General features: G+C 49.8%; 16 protein-coding genes. All 16 read right to left on the reverse strand.

The window, feature by feature from the left end; translation table 11 throughout:
- Nucleotides 1-18 precede the first annotated feature (18 nt).
- On the reverse strand, nucleotides 19-546 hold the full coding sequence (locus HPY31_RS05335; RefSeq protein WP_015893621.1) for a F0F1 ATP synthase subunit delta: 528 nt from the start codon (nucleotides 544-546) through the stop codon (nucleotides 19-21).
- On the reverse strand, nucleotides 543-1,046 hold the full coding sequence (atpF, locus tag HPY31_RS05340; protein ID WP_015893622.1) for a F0F1 ATP synthase subunit B: 504 nt from the start codon (nucleotides 1,044-1,046) through the stop codon (nucleotides 543-545). Before atpF ends, HPY31_RS05335 begins: the two co-directional genes overlap by 4 nt.
- Before the next feature lie 114 nt (nucleotides 1,047-1,160).
- On the reverse strand, nucleotides 1,161-1,382 hold the full coding sequence (atpE, locus tag HPY31_RS05345; protein WP_016740190.1) for a F0F1 ATP synthase subunit C: 222 nt from the start codon (nucleotides 1,380-1,382) through the stop codon (nucleotides 1,161-1,163).
- 57 nt (nucleotides 1,383-1,439) lie between these two features.
- On the reverse strand, nucleotides 1,440-2,255 hold the full coding sequence (gene atpB, locus HPY31_RS05350; RefSeq protein ID WP_172139163.1) for a F0F1 ATP synthase subunit A: 816 nt from the start codon (nucleotides 2,253-2,255) through the stop codon (nucleotides 1,440-1,442).
- 68 nt (nucleotides 2,256-2,323) lie between these two features.
- Nucleotides 2,324-2,692 carry an ATP synthase subunit I gene (locus tag HPY31_RS05355; RefSeq protein WP_016740188.1) on the reverse strand — a complete coding sequence of 123 codons (369 nt, stop codon included), beginning with the start codon at nucleotides 2,690-2,692 and terminating at the stop codon, nucleotides 2,324-2,326.
- Nucleotides 2,693-2,703: 11 nt separating this feature from the next.
- A complete protein-coding gene (locus tag HPY31_RS05360) occupies nucleotides 2,704-2,913 on the reverse strand; it encodes an AtpZ/AtpI family protein (protein ID WP_026134010.1) in 210 nt (69 codons plus the stop codon).
- A gap of 137 nt (nucleotides 2,914-3,050) precedes the next feature.
- Nucleotides 3,051-4,241, reverse strand: a complete 1,191-nt coding sequence (locus tag HPY31_RS05365; RefSeq protein WP_172139866.1) for an acetyl-CoA C-acetyltransferase — start codon at nucleotides 4,239-4,241, stop codon at nucleotides 3,051-3,053.
- Nucleotides 4,242-4,394: 153 nt separating this feature from the next.
- On the reverse strand, nucleotides 4,395-5,210 hold the full coding sequence (gene bioC, locus HPY31_RS05370; RefSeq protein WP_172139165.1) for a malonyl-ACP O-methyltransferase BioC: 816 nt from the start codon (nucleotides 5,208-5,210) through the stop codon (nucleotides 4,395-4,397).
- Nucleotides 5,179-5,916, reverse strand: coding sequence for an alpha/beta fold hydrolase (locus tag HPY31_RS05375; protein WP_172139167.1), 738 nt, complete (start codon nucleotides 5,914-5,916; stop codon nucleotides 5,179-5,181). Before HPY31_RS05375 ends, bioC begins: the two co-directional genes overlap by 32 nt.
- A complete protein-coding gene (gene bioF, locus HPY31_RS05380; protein WP_172139169.1) occupies nucleotides 5,913-7,112 on the reverse strand; it encodes an 8-amino-7-oxononanoate synthase in 1,200 nt (399 codons plus the stop codon). The genes HPY31_RS05375 and bioF overlap by 4 nt, the downstream gene beginning before the upstream one ends.
- A 7-nt stretch (nucleotides 7,113-7,119) precedes the next feature.
- On the reverse strand, nucleotides 7,120-8,115 hold the full coding sequence (bioB, locus tag HPY31_RS05385) for a biotin synthase BioB (RefSeq protein ID WP_172139171.1): 996 nt from the start codon (nucleotides 8,113-8,115) through the stop codon (nucleotides 7,120-7,122).
- A gap of 20 nt (nucleotides 8,116-8,135) precedes the next feature.
- A complete protein-coding gene (bioD, locus tag HPY31_RS05390; RefSeq protein ID WP_172139173.1) occupies nucleotides 8,136-8,855 on the reverse strand; it encodes a dethiobiotin synthase in 720 nt (239 codons plus the stop codon).
- Between the two features lie 5 nt (nucleotides 8,856-8,860).
- A complete protein-coding gene (gene bioA, locus HPY31_RS05395; RefSeq protein WP_172139175.1) occupies nucleotides 8,861-10,243 on the reverse strand; it encodes an adenosylmethionine--8-amino-7-oxononanoate transaminase in 1,383 nt (460 codons plus the stop codon).
- A 437-nt stretch (nucleotides 10,244-10,680) separates the two neighbouring features.
- A complete protein-coding gene (locus tag HPY31_RS05400; protein ID WP_172139177.1) occupies nucleotides 10,681-13,845 on the reverse strand; it encodes a phosphodiester glycosidase family protein in 3,165 nt (1,054 codons plus the stop codon).
- 221 nt (nucleotides 13,846-14,066) lie between these two features.
- Nucleotides 14,067-15,215, reverse strand: coding sequence for a non-hydrolyzing UDP-N-acetylglucosamine 2-epimerase (wecB, locus tag HPY31_RS05405; protein WP_015893637.1), 1,149 nt, complete (start codon nucleotides 15,213-15,215; stop codon nucleotides 14,067-14,069).
- 18 nt (nucleotides 15,216-15,233) lie between these two features.
- A complete protein-coding gene (upp, locus tag HPY31_RS05410; RefSeq protein WP_015893638.1) occupies nucleotides 15,234-15,863 on the reverse strand; it encodes a uracil phosphoribosyltransferase in 630 nt (209 codons plus the stop codon).
- Nucleotides 15,864-15,892: the final 29 nt, after the last annotated feature.

The following is a 15,892-nucleotide window of genomic DNA, read 5'->3' on the forward strand; positions in this document are numbered from 1 at the left end:
CTTAAAAGCCATCGAACTTTACGCTTTTTGCGCAAAGGTTTCCAACTTCGTTTTCAAGCTGCCATCGTACAGACGGTCGCCAATTTTGATAATAACGCCACCGAGAATCGCTGGATCTACGACTGCTGTCATACGCAGCTTTTTATTCAGCGTTTGTCCGAACTTCTCAGCCAGCTCATTTTGCTCTTCAGTAGAAAGCGGTTTTGCACTTGTCACAATCGCATCTGCAAATCCACGAGCTTCGTTCGCCAATTGTACAAAAGAACGGTAGATATCAACCAGATCAACTTCGCGTCCGTTCTCAATCAGGACGTTCAGAAAATTAAAGGCTTCTTCCCCTACATGGCTTTTGAACAATTCGTCAGCGAGCGTAGCTTTCGCATCTGCTGCGATGTGAGGGTGCAGCATGATCTTTTTCAGATCTTCATTACCTTCAACCGCTTCCACGATTGCACCCAGGTCTGCTTCTACCTGATCAATCTTGCTACGTTCACTCGCTACTTCAAAGAGCGCACGAGCATAACGTTTTCCTACTGCGCTACTCATAGGCGATCTCCCACTTGTGCGAGAAATTTATCAACAGTAGACTTTTGAGCTGCTTCGTCCAGTTCTTTCTCGATGATCTTGGAAGCCAAGAGCACGGACAGGCTGGTCATTTGCTCACGCAGTTCGAGTTTTGCTTTTTCCACTTCACGTGCCAGTTCAGCGCTTGCTTCCGCTTTCATACGCTCGGATGCAGCTTGTGCCTCTGTCACGATTTTGGTTGCTTCATCAGACGCTTGCTTTGCAGCGCGGTCAATGATTGCTTTTGATTCTGCACGCGCTTCATCCAGCACGCGACGTTGCTCAGCTAGAAGAGCTTCCGCTTCAGTGCGGTTCTTCTCAGCTGAGGAGATTTGACTTTCGATATGCTGACGACGTTTTTCCATGATCCCTACGATCGGGCCCATAGCCAATTTACGAACAAGCAGCAACAACAACAAGAACACAATTGCCTGGGTTAACAGCGTTCCCCATTCCAGGGATACCGCTCCAAAGTCGAGCATTCGTTTCACTCCTTCCTGCGAAAAGAAAGATGTATCATCAAGGTTATTAATTGTCTTTGTCAAAAATATAGGCGGGTATCAAGTGCCCGCCTATTGTTACTAAATGCTCGCTGATTACAGGCGACCGAAGAGAATGAAACCGATCGCTACAGCGATGATCGGAACTGCCTCTACCAGACCAAGACCCAGGAACATGAGACCCATCAGGCTACCACGTGCTTCTGGTTGACGAGCTACACCTTCAATTGTACGAGAGATTACCAAAGAGTTACCAATCGCTGCGCCAAGAGCAGACAGACCAAATACGATACCAATTGCAAGAGCCAAACCTTCCATTGTTTAAAAACCTCCTTAGTGTTTAAAAAGCGAAGATAAAATCGGGTAAGCACAAAATTAGTGATCTTCATTCACTTGCTGTGACAGGTAAACCATCGCCAGCGTTGTGAAAATGAATGCCTGTACGGAACCGACGAACACCGAGTAGCCCAACCACAGGAACAGCGGAATGCTTCCGAAGATCCCTACACCCAGCAGGAAGGAAATCAAAACCTCACCCGCAAAGATGTTACCGAATAGACGCAAAGGCAGCGTCAACGGCTTGATGATGAACTCCTCCAGAATGTGAATCGGGTTCAGGAATGTATGTTTCAACCATCCGCTGAAGCTCTTCTTGATGCCCAGATAGTGAGCGTAGAGAAGAACGATGAACGCCAGAGCGAAAGTTACGCTAGGAGTCGCTGTTGGTGATTTCCACCACCCAATGACAGGCCCGTGCGAGGACGGATCGGTAGAGTTCAGCTCTTCTTCAAGCTTGGCCATCTTTTGTTGCTTCATTTGCTCATTTGTGGAAGCCGTCAACATGTCTTTAACCTTTTCACTTACTTGATGGTCAGGACTGTTGTGGTGAGCCGTGTTTACGTTAAATACGAGACCCAGTTGGTTTCCAAGGAAAATGTAAAGGAACAAAGTGAGTGCCAGCGAGACAAAGCCCGCAGCCTTCTTCGGTGTGATGTAGCTTTTTGTAATGCCGGTAACGAAGTCCACAATCCATTCCATCACGTTTTGCGCGCCGCTTGGAGTTGCGGAGGTCAGGTTGCGGGTCATCCCGATACACAGCAAAAGCACCACCAGAGAGGTAACCAAAATCATAAGAATAGTGGAGATGTCAAATACCATGCCCAACCATTCAAACCGCAGAGAATAATGCATGTATTTCACCCCTTTCTTCCGCGCGAATCTATTGCTTTAAGTACGTGTAAAGAAAAAATATCTACTATCTATTTAAAGGAGCGATACACAAAAAGGAAACTGAGAATCTGAAAGAGGAATAAACCTATCAACACGCCAGCGATTCCAAACATATGGGGAAAACGCATTGTCAAAAAGACTGCAAAGCCAGCCACAGCCAGTCGCTGCAACATACCAGTCCCTTTTGGCCGGACGTTTGAATCAACAGCCATCTGACCAATGCGCCAGGTTTTGCTGAAGAGAACCGTGCCATTCACCAAACTGCAAACCATCCCAAGCAGGAGGCTTTGCAAAAAGAAACGATACGATGGCAACACCGCCCAGAGTATCGAGGCAATTGCCATACAGAAAAAGGCATAGCGAAAAGTGGATCGCATTGCCGAAGAAAACGTTTGCATGTTCCATCTCCCTAGAGATAACCGCGAACGATGCGGTAGACGCTATACACGCCTATTCCTAATCCCGCGAGCAGCCCCACCATCAAAAAAAGCGGATTGGTAGAGAAAAGACCATCCAAGTATTTTCCCAGAAGGACTCCCGAAATCACGCAAACGGCCATATCGACACCGATTAGGGTGACCAACGTGATCGCTCGCCACGGATTATCCAATTTTGACACAGAGCAACATTCTCCTTTCATACATAAGGAGAGGGCTGGTGTCAAGTGCCCCTTTGCCCTCATTCATATTAACGAAGAATTATTCCCTTTGTCAATGTTCGGCTCGGTCTGTACACAAAGCGTTCACAATTTGAAGTTTAAATTTTCTCGACAAGGGTAGCGACCCCTTGTCCACCACCGATGCAAAGGGTTGCTAACCCATATTTTGCCCCTTCGCGTTTTTGCAATTCATGCACGAGCGTGACCAAGATTCTGGCGCCACTTGCACCAATTGGATGACCCAAAGCGATGGCTCCGCCATTGACATTCAGCTTCTCGCGATCAAAGCCGAGTGCCTTGCCAACAGACAGCGATTGGACGGCAAAAGCTTCATTTGCTTCGATCAAGTCAATGTCAGCAATCGACAGACCCGCTTTTTCCAGTACGCGTTTGGTCGCAGGAACTGGACCGTACCCCATGATGCTCGGATCAACACCTGCACTTGCATTGGCTACGATACGGGCAAGAGGCTTCACACCCAGCTCTTCTGCCTTCTCGCGTGTCATAATCAAAAGAGCTGCTGCTCCATCGTTGATACCAGATGCATTCCCGGCTGTCACAGTCCCATCCTTTTTAAATGCAGGCTTTAGTTTGCCTAGCGCTTCGGCTGTCACGCCAGCACGCGGGAATTCGTCTACGGCAAATAGCACCGGATCACCCTTGCGTTGCGGGATCGGAACCGGCACGACTTCTTCCTGAAAACGACCACTAGCGAGCGCTTGCTGAGCCTTTTCCTGGCTCCACGCTGAAAATTCATCCTGCTCTTCGCGTCCGATTTCGTATTTGGTGCAAAGGTTCTCTGCTGTAATGCCCATGTGGTAGTCGTTGAAAGCACACCACAGCCCGTCGCGAATCATGGAGTCTACCACTTTCTGATCCCCCATGCGGTAGCCTGAACGCGCACCTTCCATTAAGTATGGTGCCTGACTCATATTTTCCATCCCACCAGCCAAGACAACCTCTGCCTCACCAGCAAGGATGGACTGAACGGCCAGATGAACGGCTTTTAGACCTGAACCACAAACCTTGTTAATTGTCAGGGAGGGAACTTCATGAGCAAGGCCCGCGTGAATAGAAGCCTGACGCGCCGGGTTTTGACCCAAGCCTGCTGACAGTACGTTCCCCATAATCACTTCATCGACCGCATCCTTGGAAACACCTGCACGCTCTAGCGCTGCTTCCAGTACAATCCCGCCCAGCTTTGTCGCGCTGACACCTGCAAGCGTTCCTTGAAAGCTACCTATAGCAGTGCGCACAGCACTCGCAATGACGATTTCTCTTTGACTCATCTTCCACACACCCCTCAAATACACAGGATAGGCAACCTTCTTAAGATTCCATCTCTTCATGATAATTCCTGCTAGGAAATCGCTTTCTTTTCCAGTTTATTTAAAAAACGTCACGGCTCTTGGGGGGTAGAGTGCCAGTCTGTCACGATTAGGCTAGGATGAAACAGCACGAACGTAAATAACTTCGTAGGTGACAGGGATGCCCGTTTCTCTTTTATACGTCTGCTCATAGTAACGAATCATTTCTGCAAGGAGTTTTCTGCGTCCAAGACCGTTTCCTTGCTCCATGCTTGCACTGGCGCCTACAGCTTTCACAGCATGCAGAAAATCCCGTACACCCGGGTAAGTTAGCCGTTCATATTTCCTACTGATCTCTATACCCGTAAACCCTGCTTGCTCCAATTGCTCATGCCAATCACGTGCAGAGAGAAACTCCAGACCATGGCGTACTCCCTTTTCTCCCAAAATCGCATGAGCATTCGTAAACGAATCATGCAGCTCCCAAAAAGTATCAGGTCCAAATGTCGAAAAAACCAAATGTGCCCCGGGCTTCAGGATTCTTGCCAATCCTCTTAGCGTATGCGCTGGCCTGGCAAACCACTGAAAACACGCTCCTGAAACGATCAAATCCTTTGACTTCGCCTGTTGTTCCCAAACCCATTCTTCGGCATCAGCTTGTGAAAATGAACAAATCAGGCCATGCTGCTCCAGATTGTTCTTCGCCTGCTCCAGCATACCTGGCGCAATCTCTACCGCCTCGTAATGGGCAGCAGAAAAATGGCTGCGAATGACGCGGGTTAACCCCCCTGTTCCACAGCCAATCTCTAGGATGTTACGCACATCATTCTCTTTCGTTCTCTCTGTAACCAGTTGACTCAGATGATCAGCCATCTTCTTTTGCACAAGTGCGTATTTTTCATATGAAACAGCCTTCTCACTAAATCGGCTGCTGATTGCCCTCTTCTGCAAGCTGCTCCACCATCCTCTTTAGCGAATCTCCTACAACCTCTGGAACAAACACATGCGGAGCATGACCACAGTCAGGGATTTGTACGAAATTGGCGCCTGAAAGGCTACCCGCCAGTTCTTCTCCGGCCGCGAGCGAACAGATAGCATCCTCCGTGCCATGAATGACGAGAGTAGGAGTAGTCAGCGAAGACAGGAACGGGCGGCAGTCCTCTTCTTCCAAATAGGTCAAGCCCGCAATCAGCGCCGCCGTACTCCACTTCTGGCTGTCCAGTCTCACATGCAAACCTGTTTGTTCACGCTCACCGGGTGTGAGCATCTGTACGACAAATGCTTCCATCACCCGCTCGCGTGCTACGGAAAGCTGCCTTTTCATCCTATGCAAAACAACGGGATGCCACCCAGCGCGAAGGTCATTCTGTTCACAGGTAAAGCGAGCTGTGGTGCCGATCAAAACAAGTCCTGAGACCGGGTACTGGGCAGCGAGGCGTATTCCGAGCATTCCTCCCATAGACCACCCCACTACAATCAGCTCCTGCGCTGCTAGAGGGCGGACTTCCTCTACTACTCTCTCGTAAAATTGCGAGGAATCCGTGACGTCCGAATAAGTAGGAATGATGTGCTGATGGGAAGGAAACTGTGAGCGAACTGCATCCCAGCTGCAATCTGGCATTCCCCACCCGGTTAGCCACAGCATCGCTTTTCTCACGATATCGTCCCTCCTTTCTGAAGCTCGTCCCTGATTTCGCTCACTTGCTCGCAAGCCCACTCCAGCTCTTCGCGCGTATGAGCAGCCATCACGGTAAAACGTATACGTGCGGTTCCTGCTGGCACTGTAGGAGGTCGAATCGCCACTGCTGCAATCCCTCGCTGCCTAAGCCTTTTGCTGAATTGCAAAGTCCACTCATTCTCGCCTAACGTAAGCGGGATGATTGGCGTATCTTCTTCGTCTACGGTAAACCCACGTGAACGAAGCAACTGACGAAACATGAGCGCATTCTGCCTCACTGCTTTTCTGCGCCAAGAGTCCGTTTGTACCAAAGACAACGCCGCCAGATTCGAGCCAATCACAGCAGGAGGCAGAGCCGTGGAATAGACCAACGAGCGCGCTTTTGTCATCAAATAACGAATGATGATCTCATCTGCGCATACGTATGCCCCATAAACACCAAATGCCTTGCTGAAGGTTCCCATCAACACATCGACTTTTCCGGCGAAGCCGAGTTCGTGGCACAAGCCCTGCCCTTCTTCACCACGTACTCCCCCTGCATGGGCTTCGTCAACCATCAGCATGGTATCGTAACGATCTCGTAGTTGTACCAATTCATGCAGAGGAGCTTTGTCACCATCCATGGAGAATATGCTGTCCGTGACGATCCACTTCCGTCTTGCATCCTGGTGCTTTTTCAATAAAAACTCCAGATGCTCCATGTCGTTATGTCTGTACCGAAAATGCTCCGCTCGACTGAGCACAATCCCATCTACAATGCTGGCGTGATTCAATCGATCACTAAAAACAGCGTCGCCTCTTCCAACAAGTGCTGCAATTACCCCTGTATTTGCCTGATAACCGTTTGCAAAAACAAGCGCCGCTTCTCTCTCTTTCCACGCCGCCAATTGTTGTTCCAGCTCGTCGTATAACGCGTAGTTGCCATGGACGAGACGAGAGGCAGTTCCTCCTGCCCCCCACTCCTCTGCCGCTATCTTGCCAGCTTCCACGATTCGTTGATCGTGGGCCAAGCCCAAATAGTTGTTCGATGACAGATTTAATAATGGTTTCCCTTCGACTTGAATCCACGTGCCTGCACGGTCACTGGCTGAATCTACGGTGCTCCACTCTCTTGCCAACGATTGTTTCCGCAATGAATCGTATTCTTCTTCCAGCCATGTGTAGCGTTTATTCATAACTGACCTACAGCGCACACAGCTCGATTTCAAACCCGAGGTCTTCAATCATCTGATGGTCTGTCGTGATTTCTTGCCCGGGCGTCGTCAAATAATCGCCCACAAACAACGAGTTAGCCGCATACAAGGAAAGGGGCTGCAAGGTGCGTAAATTCACTTCGCGCCCACCCGCAACACGAATTTCTTTATCCGGGCAAATAAATCGGAACAAAGCGAGAACACGAAGAGCCTTCATTGCCGGGGTGCGTCCTTTATCCTCCAACGGGGTTCCTGGAATCGCATTTAAAAAATTGATCGGGATCGAATCTGCGTCGAGATTGCGCAGGGCAAATGCCATTTCGACGATCTCCTCATCGCTCTCCCCCATGCCAATGATCACGCCTGCACAGGGAGACATCCCTGCTCTTTTCACTGTATCGACTGTCTGTACACGCTGATCGTACGTGTGCGTTGTCGTAATCGCTTCGTAATGGTTGCGACTCGTGTTGAGATTATGGTTGTAACGGTGAACACCTGAATCTTTTAGACGCGTTGCTTGTTCGTCGCTTAAGATCCCTAAGCACGCGCAAATTTTCAGCGGCATCGTCTCGCGGATTTCTTTGACGGCCTCGATGACTTGGCCCAGCTCTTTTTCCGTGGGACCGCGTCCTGAGGCGACAATACAGTATGTACCTGCTTTTCGATTCATGGCTTCCCGCGCACCTGATAGTAATGTCTCCTTGTCCAGCATCGTGTACTTGGATACGGGAGCATTCGAAACAATCGACTGCGAGCAGTAACCGCAATCCTCCGGACATAGGCCGCTCTTGGCGTTGATGATCATGTTCAGTTTGACCTTTTTTCCGAAAAAGTGCTTTCTGACGCGAAACGCTTCGTTCATGACCAGTAGCAGCTCATCATCCGGCGCTTGCAACACCTTCATTGCCTCTTCGTGCGTAAGCACTTCCTTGCTAATTGCTTTACGAGAGTATCCCTTCCAATCCAAACAGGTGCTTTGCTCCATTTTCTCGTCTCCCCTTCTTATTATTTATGGCTCCACTGACACAGCTGTCCGATGTCTACACATTCTTGGATCAGCTGCGTCAAGTGCTGGCGCTCTAACGGTTGGTCTATCCATGGAAGCACGCCCCATACGGGAACTCCCCCATAGCTCTCAATCATGCTCGCGTTTGTTTTGACACTCTCATCGATGACACCAGCTGAATTGTTTTGATTCAGGATGACACCTACAACCTCGATCCCGAGTTCCCGTGCATACCAAACGGACAAGAGCGTATGGTTAATTGTGCCGAGCCCAGCCCGAGCCACGATGAGCATGGGCAGGTTCAGCCGAGCAGCAAGATCCGCCATCGTTTCGGTCGGAGTCAATGGAACAATCAGACCACCCGCTCCTTCGACAAGAAGTGCTGGATAACGTTCCATCAAGGGTCGCCCGCAAGCGATTACTTCCTCCATAGTCAAGCTTTTCCCCTCTGCTTCCGCAGCCAGATAAGGGGTAAGCGGTGCCTCAAAACAAAGTGGGGCTATCTCCTCACACGCGTCAGGCACTCCGCTCCACGATCTCAAGTGCATAGCGTCACTGCCCTCATCATATGCGAGTGCTCCTGACTGGACTGGCTTCCAAACTCCGATGTCCACTCCTGTCTCACGCAACACGGATGCGATTCCGGCAGTCACAATCGTTTTGCCTACCCCAGTATCTGTTCCTGTGATGAACAATCCGGAAAAGGGGCGATCAGCCATATCAATCACTCCTCTACTTCACCTGTCGTTACATCCTGAATCGATTCCGCCAAAATCCGAACCATGTCAGCCAATTCTTCGGTTGTAGATACAAGCGGCGGGATAAAAACGATGACGTTGCCCAACGGTCGTGTCAAAAGCCCTTTTTCTCTCGCTACCTGACAGACACGCACACCGATCCGCTCATTCCAGTGATAAGGCTCCTTGGTCTCTTTTTCACGAACCAACTCGATTCCCGCCATCAAGCCTTTTTGCCGGATATCTCCTACATGAGGCAGGTTGTACAGCGGCCCTAGCAATTGCTCCAAAACGATTGCCTTTTGTGCCACTTGTTGAACAACCCCGCGCTCCTCCATCAGCCGCAGGTTGGCGAGAGCAACTGCACAGCCGAGTGGATTTCCTGTAAACGAATGTCCGTGGAAAAAGGTTTTCTGTTCCTCATAGTCAGCGAAAAAGGCATCATAAATCTGCTCGGTTACTAAGGTAGCCGCTACAGGCAAATACCCTCCCGTAAGCCCTTTTGCAACTGCCATGATGTCTGGCACAACCCCATCATGCTCACAAGCGAACATTTTGCCCGTTCGTCCAAATCCTGTCGCTACTTCGTCTGCGATCAGCAATACATCATGGGCGCGCAACAGCTCCGCGATTTTTTTCAAGCAACCATCCGGCATGATAATCATGCCGCTTGCTCCCTGCACGACAGGCTCTACGATCATCGCCGCAATCTCATGTGCTCTATCCCTAAGCAAACCTTCCAGGCTGCTCAATGTGGCCTGAACGGCTGCTTCTTCGCCGCCTTGCCTGTACGGATAAGGGTATGGAATGACATGTGGAGAAAAGAGCAGCGGTTTGTAGACCTGATGGTAGAGAGGAATGGCTCCCACACTGGTGGCTCCAATCGTATCCCCATGATAGGCATTGTTCATCGTGATAAACGAATGCTTTCCGGTCTGTCCGCGATTTTGCCAGTATTGAAACGCCATTTTCAGTGAGATTTCGACCGCAGTTGCCCCGTTGTCAGAGTAAAAGACTTTGCTCAATCCTTTTGGAGCGAGGTTGATCAGCTTTTCCGCTAATAAAATGGATGGCACATTTGCCATGCCGAGCAAAGTAGAATGGGCAATCTGGTCGAGCTGCTCCGTGATCGCCTGATTCAGCTCGGGAACGTTGTGGCCATGGACGTTCAACCACACAGAGGAAAAACCGTCGTAGTAAGCCTTGCCATTCACATCGAACAGCTTGATCCCTTCTCCTTTCGCAATAATGAGTGGCTCTTGTGCGACGTAGTCTTTCATTTGAGTGAAGGGATGCCAAACGTATTGCTTGTTTTTGGCAGAGAGTTCTTCAAAGTTATTTAACAACCAAATCACAACCTTGGTTAACATATATTTGTTAACCGTTATTTTAAATTGGTTAACCTATTTTGGCAAAGCTTTTTTCTCGACTTTGAAAAATTAGTAAGATCTAACATCTAAGAAGGTCCTTCTAGTTTAAGTCAACATAGTGGAGGAGAAGAAAAAGCGCAGTTCTCTTCGACTCTGACACGCCCGCAAGGGGATTGACTGTCCGTCTCCACTTCCAAAAGGGGACCGTCGAGCCAAAGCCACCCTACGGGCGGAAGGTTCTCGAGGAAGGAGTGTTCGACAAGCGGGTCCCCTTTTGCAAGTTCCGACTGGGTAGGCGTTGTCAAGGTCTACGAGCCCTGCGCTTTTTCTTCTCACCAGCTTTGTCAGCTCATCGATTCCTTCTAAAACTCAGGAAGCCGACAAAAAAAGGTCAAGCTCCTCTTCGTTAGAGAAGCTTGACCTTTTATATTCCGATTCTATTTAACTTGATGCAGGATGCGATAAAGCGCTACGACACACACTGCTCTCGTCGTCGGTTTATTCGGCTGATAATTTCCTCCAACTGGATCAATCAGGCCAAGTCCGACCATGTTGGTGATGGATTTCGATGCCCAGGATGGCCAGGTCCCTTTATCGGAGACCTTTTTCGTCGTTCCCTTTTTATTCACGAGACGATCGAGAATGACTGCGGCCTCTGCGCGAGTCACCGGCTGATCCGGACGGAAGGTATTATCGTTATACCCCTTCACCAGACCTTTAGAAACGGCAACCTGTACGGCACCTTGCGCATAGGAAGGCACCTTATCCTTGAATTTCAGTTTTGGTGAGGAAGGGAGCTCCCATTCAAAAGAGCGCGCGAGCAGGGTGACGAACTGTGCTCTTGTCAGAGAAACCTCTGGGCCAAACGTCGTCTCTGTCAAACCCTTCACGTAGCCCTTTTCCGCCATGTAGGTGATTTCTGCCTTAGCTGGATGCTTCGTGATATCTGTAAATCCAGCGTTGCTCGTTCCTGCATTGTCCAGGTAGTACGGAATGTACTTACCGTAGCTATTGACTTCATATACCCACTGACCTTGAGCATTCATGGTTCCCAGAAGCGGATCCAACGTATTGTTTACTTGGTTTACGTACAAGAGTCCTACGCCTTTTCCAGCGAGCCATTGCTTCGGTGCCAGTGTCAACTGAATCGACGAGGTTGAAATTGCGTCCTCTTGTCCTGCTTTTAGTTCGCCCGGCTTAATCGTAAACGAGTAATCAGCAGGTACATATCCTGGCATTGGCTGGGTCACGATCGACTCCACATCAATCAGCGCACTATCCAGATAAGATGCAGTATTTTCAAAGGAGTAATGGAGATCAAGCTCCGCTCCGAGTGACATGCTGCCTGGCAGTTCAGGGACAACGGCCACATCGCTCGGCTGACCTGTCTTGTTGCCCAAGAGGAGCGAGAATTCGTCGAAGTACAGTGTTCCTTTGTCGTGTGTAATGCCATCGTTGGCTTGGTCAACGACATATACACTCTTCAGATGCAATGGATAGGCAACATTGCTCGGGAAGTAGCCTTTCACTTGCTTCCAGCCTGTCCAATTGATCTCTTTTGCCAGATCGACGTAGACCGGCTTGCCGTTTGCATCAATTGCTTCTGCACGGAGCCAATGTCCGCTGTTGTCCCCATTGACCCATAAGCCCAATCCGAGCGGCTTGCCAGGAATCGTCACAGGGTTTGCCCCCAGAACACCGTACGAAATCCGCATGTTGTTCGCTGGTGCTCCTGAGAAGTTGTACACCAATTTCGCTGCCTTTTTCGTGCGGAATGTCTGATCGGAGACGAGCGCGAACGAACCAGCCGAACTGATGCTGGACGGATTTGCCGCATGGTACATGCCTGCCTGATTATCGAAGGTGAGCCATGGCTGCTCGAATTGTCCAACGGCAAATGGTACGGTTGTTGCCACGCCATCATACGTAATCGTCAGGTTTCCGTTGCCCGGCTCATTGCCTGCTACCAGTTGCAGATTGTCGTTAATCGTCGCTACAGAAGAATCGACACTCGCTTTTACGCTAAGTGGCGTCGCTTGTACGGTAGAGCCCTTTTTCGTTTTGATTTTGACATCGAGAGCAATGGATTGTCCCGGTGCAATCGTAATCGGGTTCGGGGAAACGATGATTTGCTGCACATCGTTGCCGGAAATGACTTGAATGTCTTTATTTTGCGTCACATTGCCCAATCGCGCAGTCAATGTGATCTTGCCAGAGCGAGCTGGTGTGAATTGCTTGCCATTTACGGAGCCCGCTTCGGACTGACTAGCATCCCAGCTCACATCACCTGCATTGATCGCATGCGGTTGGAAATGCACATCGTAACCTTTGGATGCACTGAGCGGGATAGATTGTCCGATAAGCACATCTGCCGGTACATCGATTTGGAAGCCTCTCAATTCTCCAGCAGGTGCCGTATTGTATACGGCCAGTCCAGTAGGCACTCGACGCTCAGCACCGCCGCTCGGCTTATTCGCCAGATTCGCGTGTGTCTCACCCAGCATGCGAGCTGCCATGGTCGTAGAGCCACCACCGTCAAAGTTTACAGCCCGATAAGAACCGAGCTCCGCCATGATTTTTGCCAGCTCGTCCAAATAAACGCCTTGGCTCGCATCGATCGTGACCATGTACAAGGTCTTCCCGTCCTGGGAAACTCCGACCGATGTGCGTGCCGTCTTGTTGATGATGGACTTGTCCGCTTGAAAGGAGGTGAGCGCTTTCCCTTGATCAACCAAAATCACATTGCCGCCTACCGCTTGTTTTAGGTTGAGTGTCTGTGGTGTCGTTTGGTACTCAACCGCTGCAGTAGCGCCTACAGGGAAGTTTTGTTTGAGGAATGCTCCTGCTGCTCCATGTCCCCAAAGGACATAGCCGTTGTAAGGTATGTATACGCCTGGTTGATTCACACGAACTTCTTTAGCGACGTTGTCTACAAACAAAATCTCGACGACATCTTTGTAGCCCGGTATCGTTCCCAAGCTGGTTTTCCCAAAGGAAGGGGTATAGACGTTCAGTTGGTTCTGGTGACTTTTTCGTGAATCACTCGGGTTGTACTCTTCCTTGTTGACACCTTGAATGGAATAGGTAGCGCCATTAGGAGCAGTAACCTTGCCGCCAAACCCAAACTTGTCGACGATGGCCATCTTGTCTCCGGTCAAGCCCAGCGCGTACCAGTAGGAGACCAAGCCCATGGAAGAAATCAGTTCATCGTCTTTCATGACAATACCAAACGGCGCTCCCCGCTTGGACATGTTAAAAAAGTCGGCATTGATCGCTGCTACAGCTCCGGTTTCACGCGCCATTTGGGTAACCGTCTGCCTGTCTGTCAGTTTGCCTTTCGTTCCGTATACCGGTTTTACCTCAACATAAGGATTGTTCAAATCAACCTTGGTTACCATGATCGTGACTACTTGATTGGCAAATGATTTCGTATATTTCTGCAAAGTGGTCCCCTCACCAATTGGGGTTTGCCACATCATATTCAATGCACTTGTCTCCGCTCTGGCGTGTGCGACATTGGTCGCAAACGGCACAAACGGAACAAAAGCTCCCCAGGCCATGGTCGTAGCCGTGAGCAGCGTCACTATCCTTTGCGCTCTCATGTTGATAACTCCTCTCCGTATTCCAAACTCTGTCTTTCTACCATCTAAGCCAAGCAACTAAATATTAGACGCAATAGGCCATGGATAGTTTCGCCAATTCTCTCGATTCTCTCTTAGAAAAACATACCAAATCGTCAGTCATAGAAAACAAGAATATCCCTCTACAACAAGAAACCCGCCCGGTTTGACGAACGGAACCTGGCGGGTTTTCTAGCTGTATGTTACTGACCTGGTTGGAACGGCTCTGGTTGTTCAGCCCGCAAACCAAAATGATAGAGGATTGCTTCTACAATACGGCGTGAAGCCTCGCCATCCCCATATGGGTTGACAGCATGCGCCATTGCATCGTAAGCCGCTTGGTTGGTCAGCAATTCTTTTGCCATTGCATACACTTGCTCTTCGTCGGTTCCCACGAGCTTCAACGTGCCTGCTTCAATCCCCTCAGGACGTTCTGTCGTATCGCGCAGAACCAGGACTGGTACGCCAAGAGACGGCGCTTCCTCCTGTACTCCGCCGGAATCGGTCAGGATGAGATGGGAACGACGAGCGAAGTTGTGGAAATCAAGGGCATCCAATGGTTCGATCAGTGAAATGCGATCATGGTTTCCGAGAATCTCCTGCGCCACTTCTTGTACAGCAGGATTCAAGTGAACCGGATACACAACAGAAATCTCAGGATGCTCATCCACCAGTCTTCGAACTGCACGGAAAATACGGCGCATTGGCTCGCCCAAATTTTCGCGACGGTGAGCCGTCATCAGCACCAGCTTCTGACCAGCTACGCGATCCAGCACCGGATGCGTGTAATCCTCGCGAACCGTTGTTTTCAACGCGTCAATCGCTGTGTTTCCTGTCACGTAGATGCTCTTTTCCGGCTTTGCTTCGCGACGAAGATTGTCAGCCGATCCATTGGTCGGAGAGAAATGAAGGTCAGCCATTACACCTGTCAACTGACGGTTCATCTCTTCCGGGAACGGCGAGTACTTGTCCCATGTGCGCAAGCCCGCTTCCACGTGGCCAATCGCGACTTGATTATAAAAAGCAGCCAGACTCGCCACAAAAGTGGTTGTCGTATCCCCGTGTACGAGGACGATGTCCGGTTTTACTTCCTTCATTGTTTCATCCAGACTCTCCAATGCGCGAGTGGTCACACCCACCAGCGTTTGGCGATCCTTCATGATGTTCAAATCAATGTCTGGTTGAATATCAAAAATGTCCAAAACCTGATCGAGCATTTGACGATGTTGGGCCGTCACGCAAACGACAGATTCGATCTGCTCGCTGTACTTGTTCAATTCATGGACAAGCGGTGCCATTTTGATCGCTTCTGGACGTGTGCCGAATACCGTCATTACTTTTACAGTTTTCATCCGTTTTTCCCTCTCCGACTACTTCGTGCCGTACAAGCGGTCACCCGCATCGCCCAAGCCTGGCACGATGTATCCATGGTCGTTTAAATATTCATCAACAGCCGCTACGTAAATATCTACATCAGGATGCTCGTCCTGAACCAGCTTGATACCTTCTGGAGCAGCGATGAGGCACATCAGTTTCAAGTTTTTCGCTCCACGTTTTTTCAAAGCAGTAAGAGCGGCAACAGCAGAGCCACCAGTCGCCAGCATCGGGTCAGTTACGATCAACTCACGCTCAGCAACATCGGATGGCAGCTTCACATAATACTCAATAGGCTGTAGGGTTTCCGGATCACGGTAAAGACCTACGTGTCCTACTTTGGCAGCAGGGATCAGCCTCATCAGGCCATCCACCATACCAAGACCAGCACGCAGAATCGGTACCAACCCTACTTTTTTACCAGCGATTACGTTCGACTGACAGGTAGCCACTGGCGTTTCGATAGTGATTTCCTCCAAAGGCATATCACGGGTAATTTCATAGCCCATCAGAGTAGTCACTTCATCTACCAGCTCGCGAAATTCCTTGGTCCCTGTATTCTTGTCACGAATATACGTAACTTTATGCTGAATCAGCGGATGGTCAAACACATATACACGGCTCATGTCATTTCCTCCGTTTCCCTATCAATACA

This window comes from Brevibacillus sp. HB1.3 (assembly GCF_013186635.1).
Classification (GTDB): Bacteria; Bacillota; Bacilli; order Brevibacillales; family Brevibacillaceae; genus Brevibacillus; species Brevibacillus brevis_D.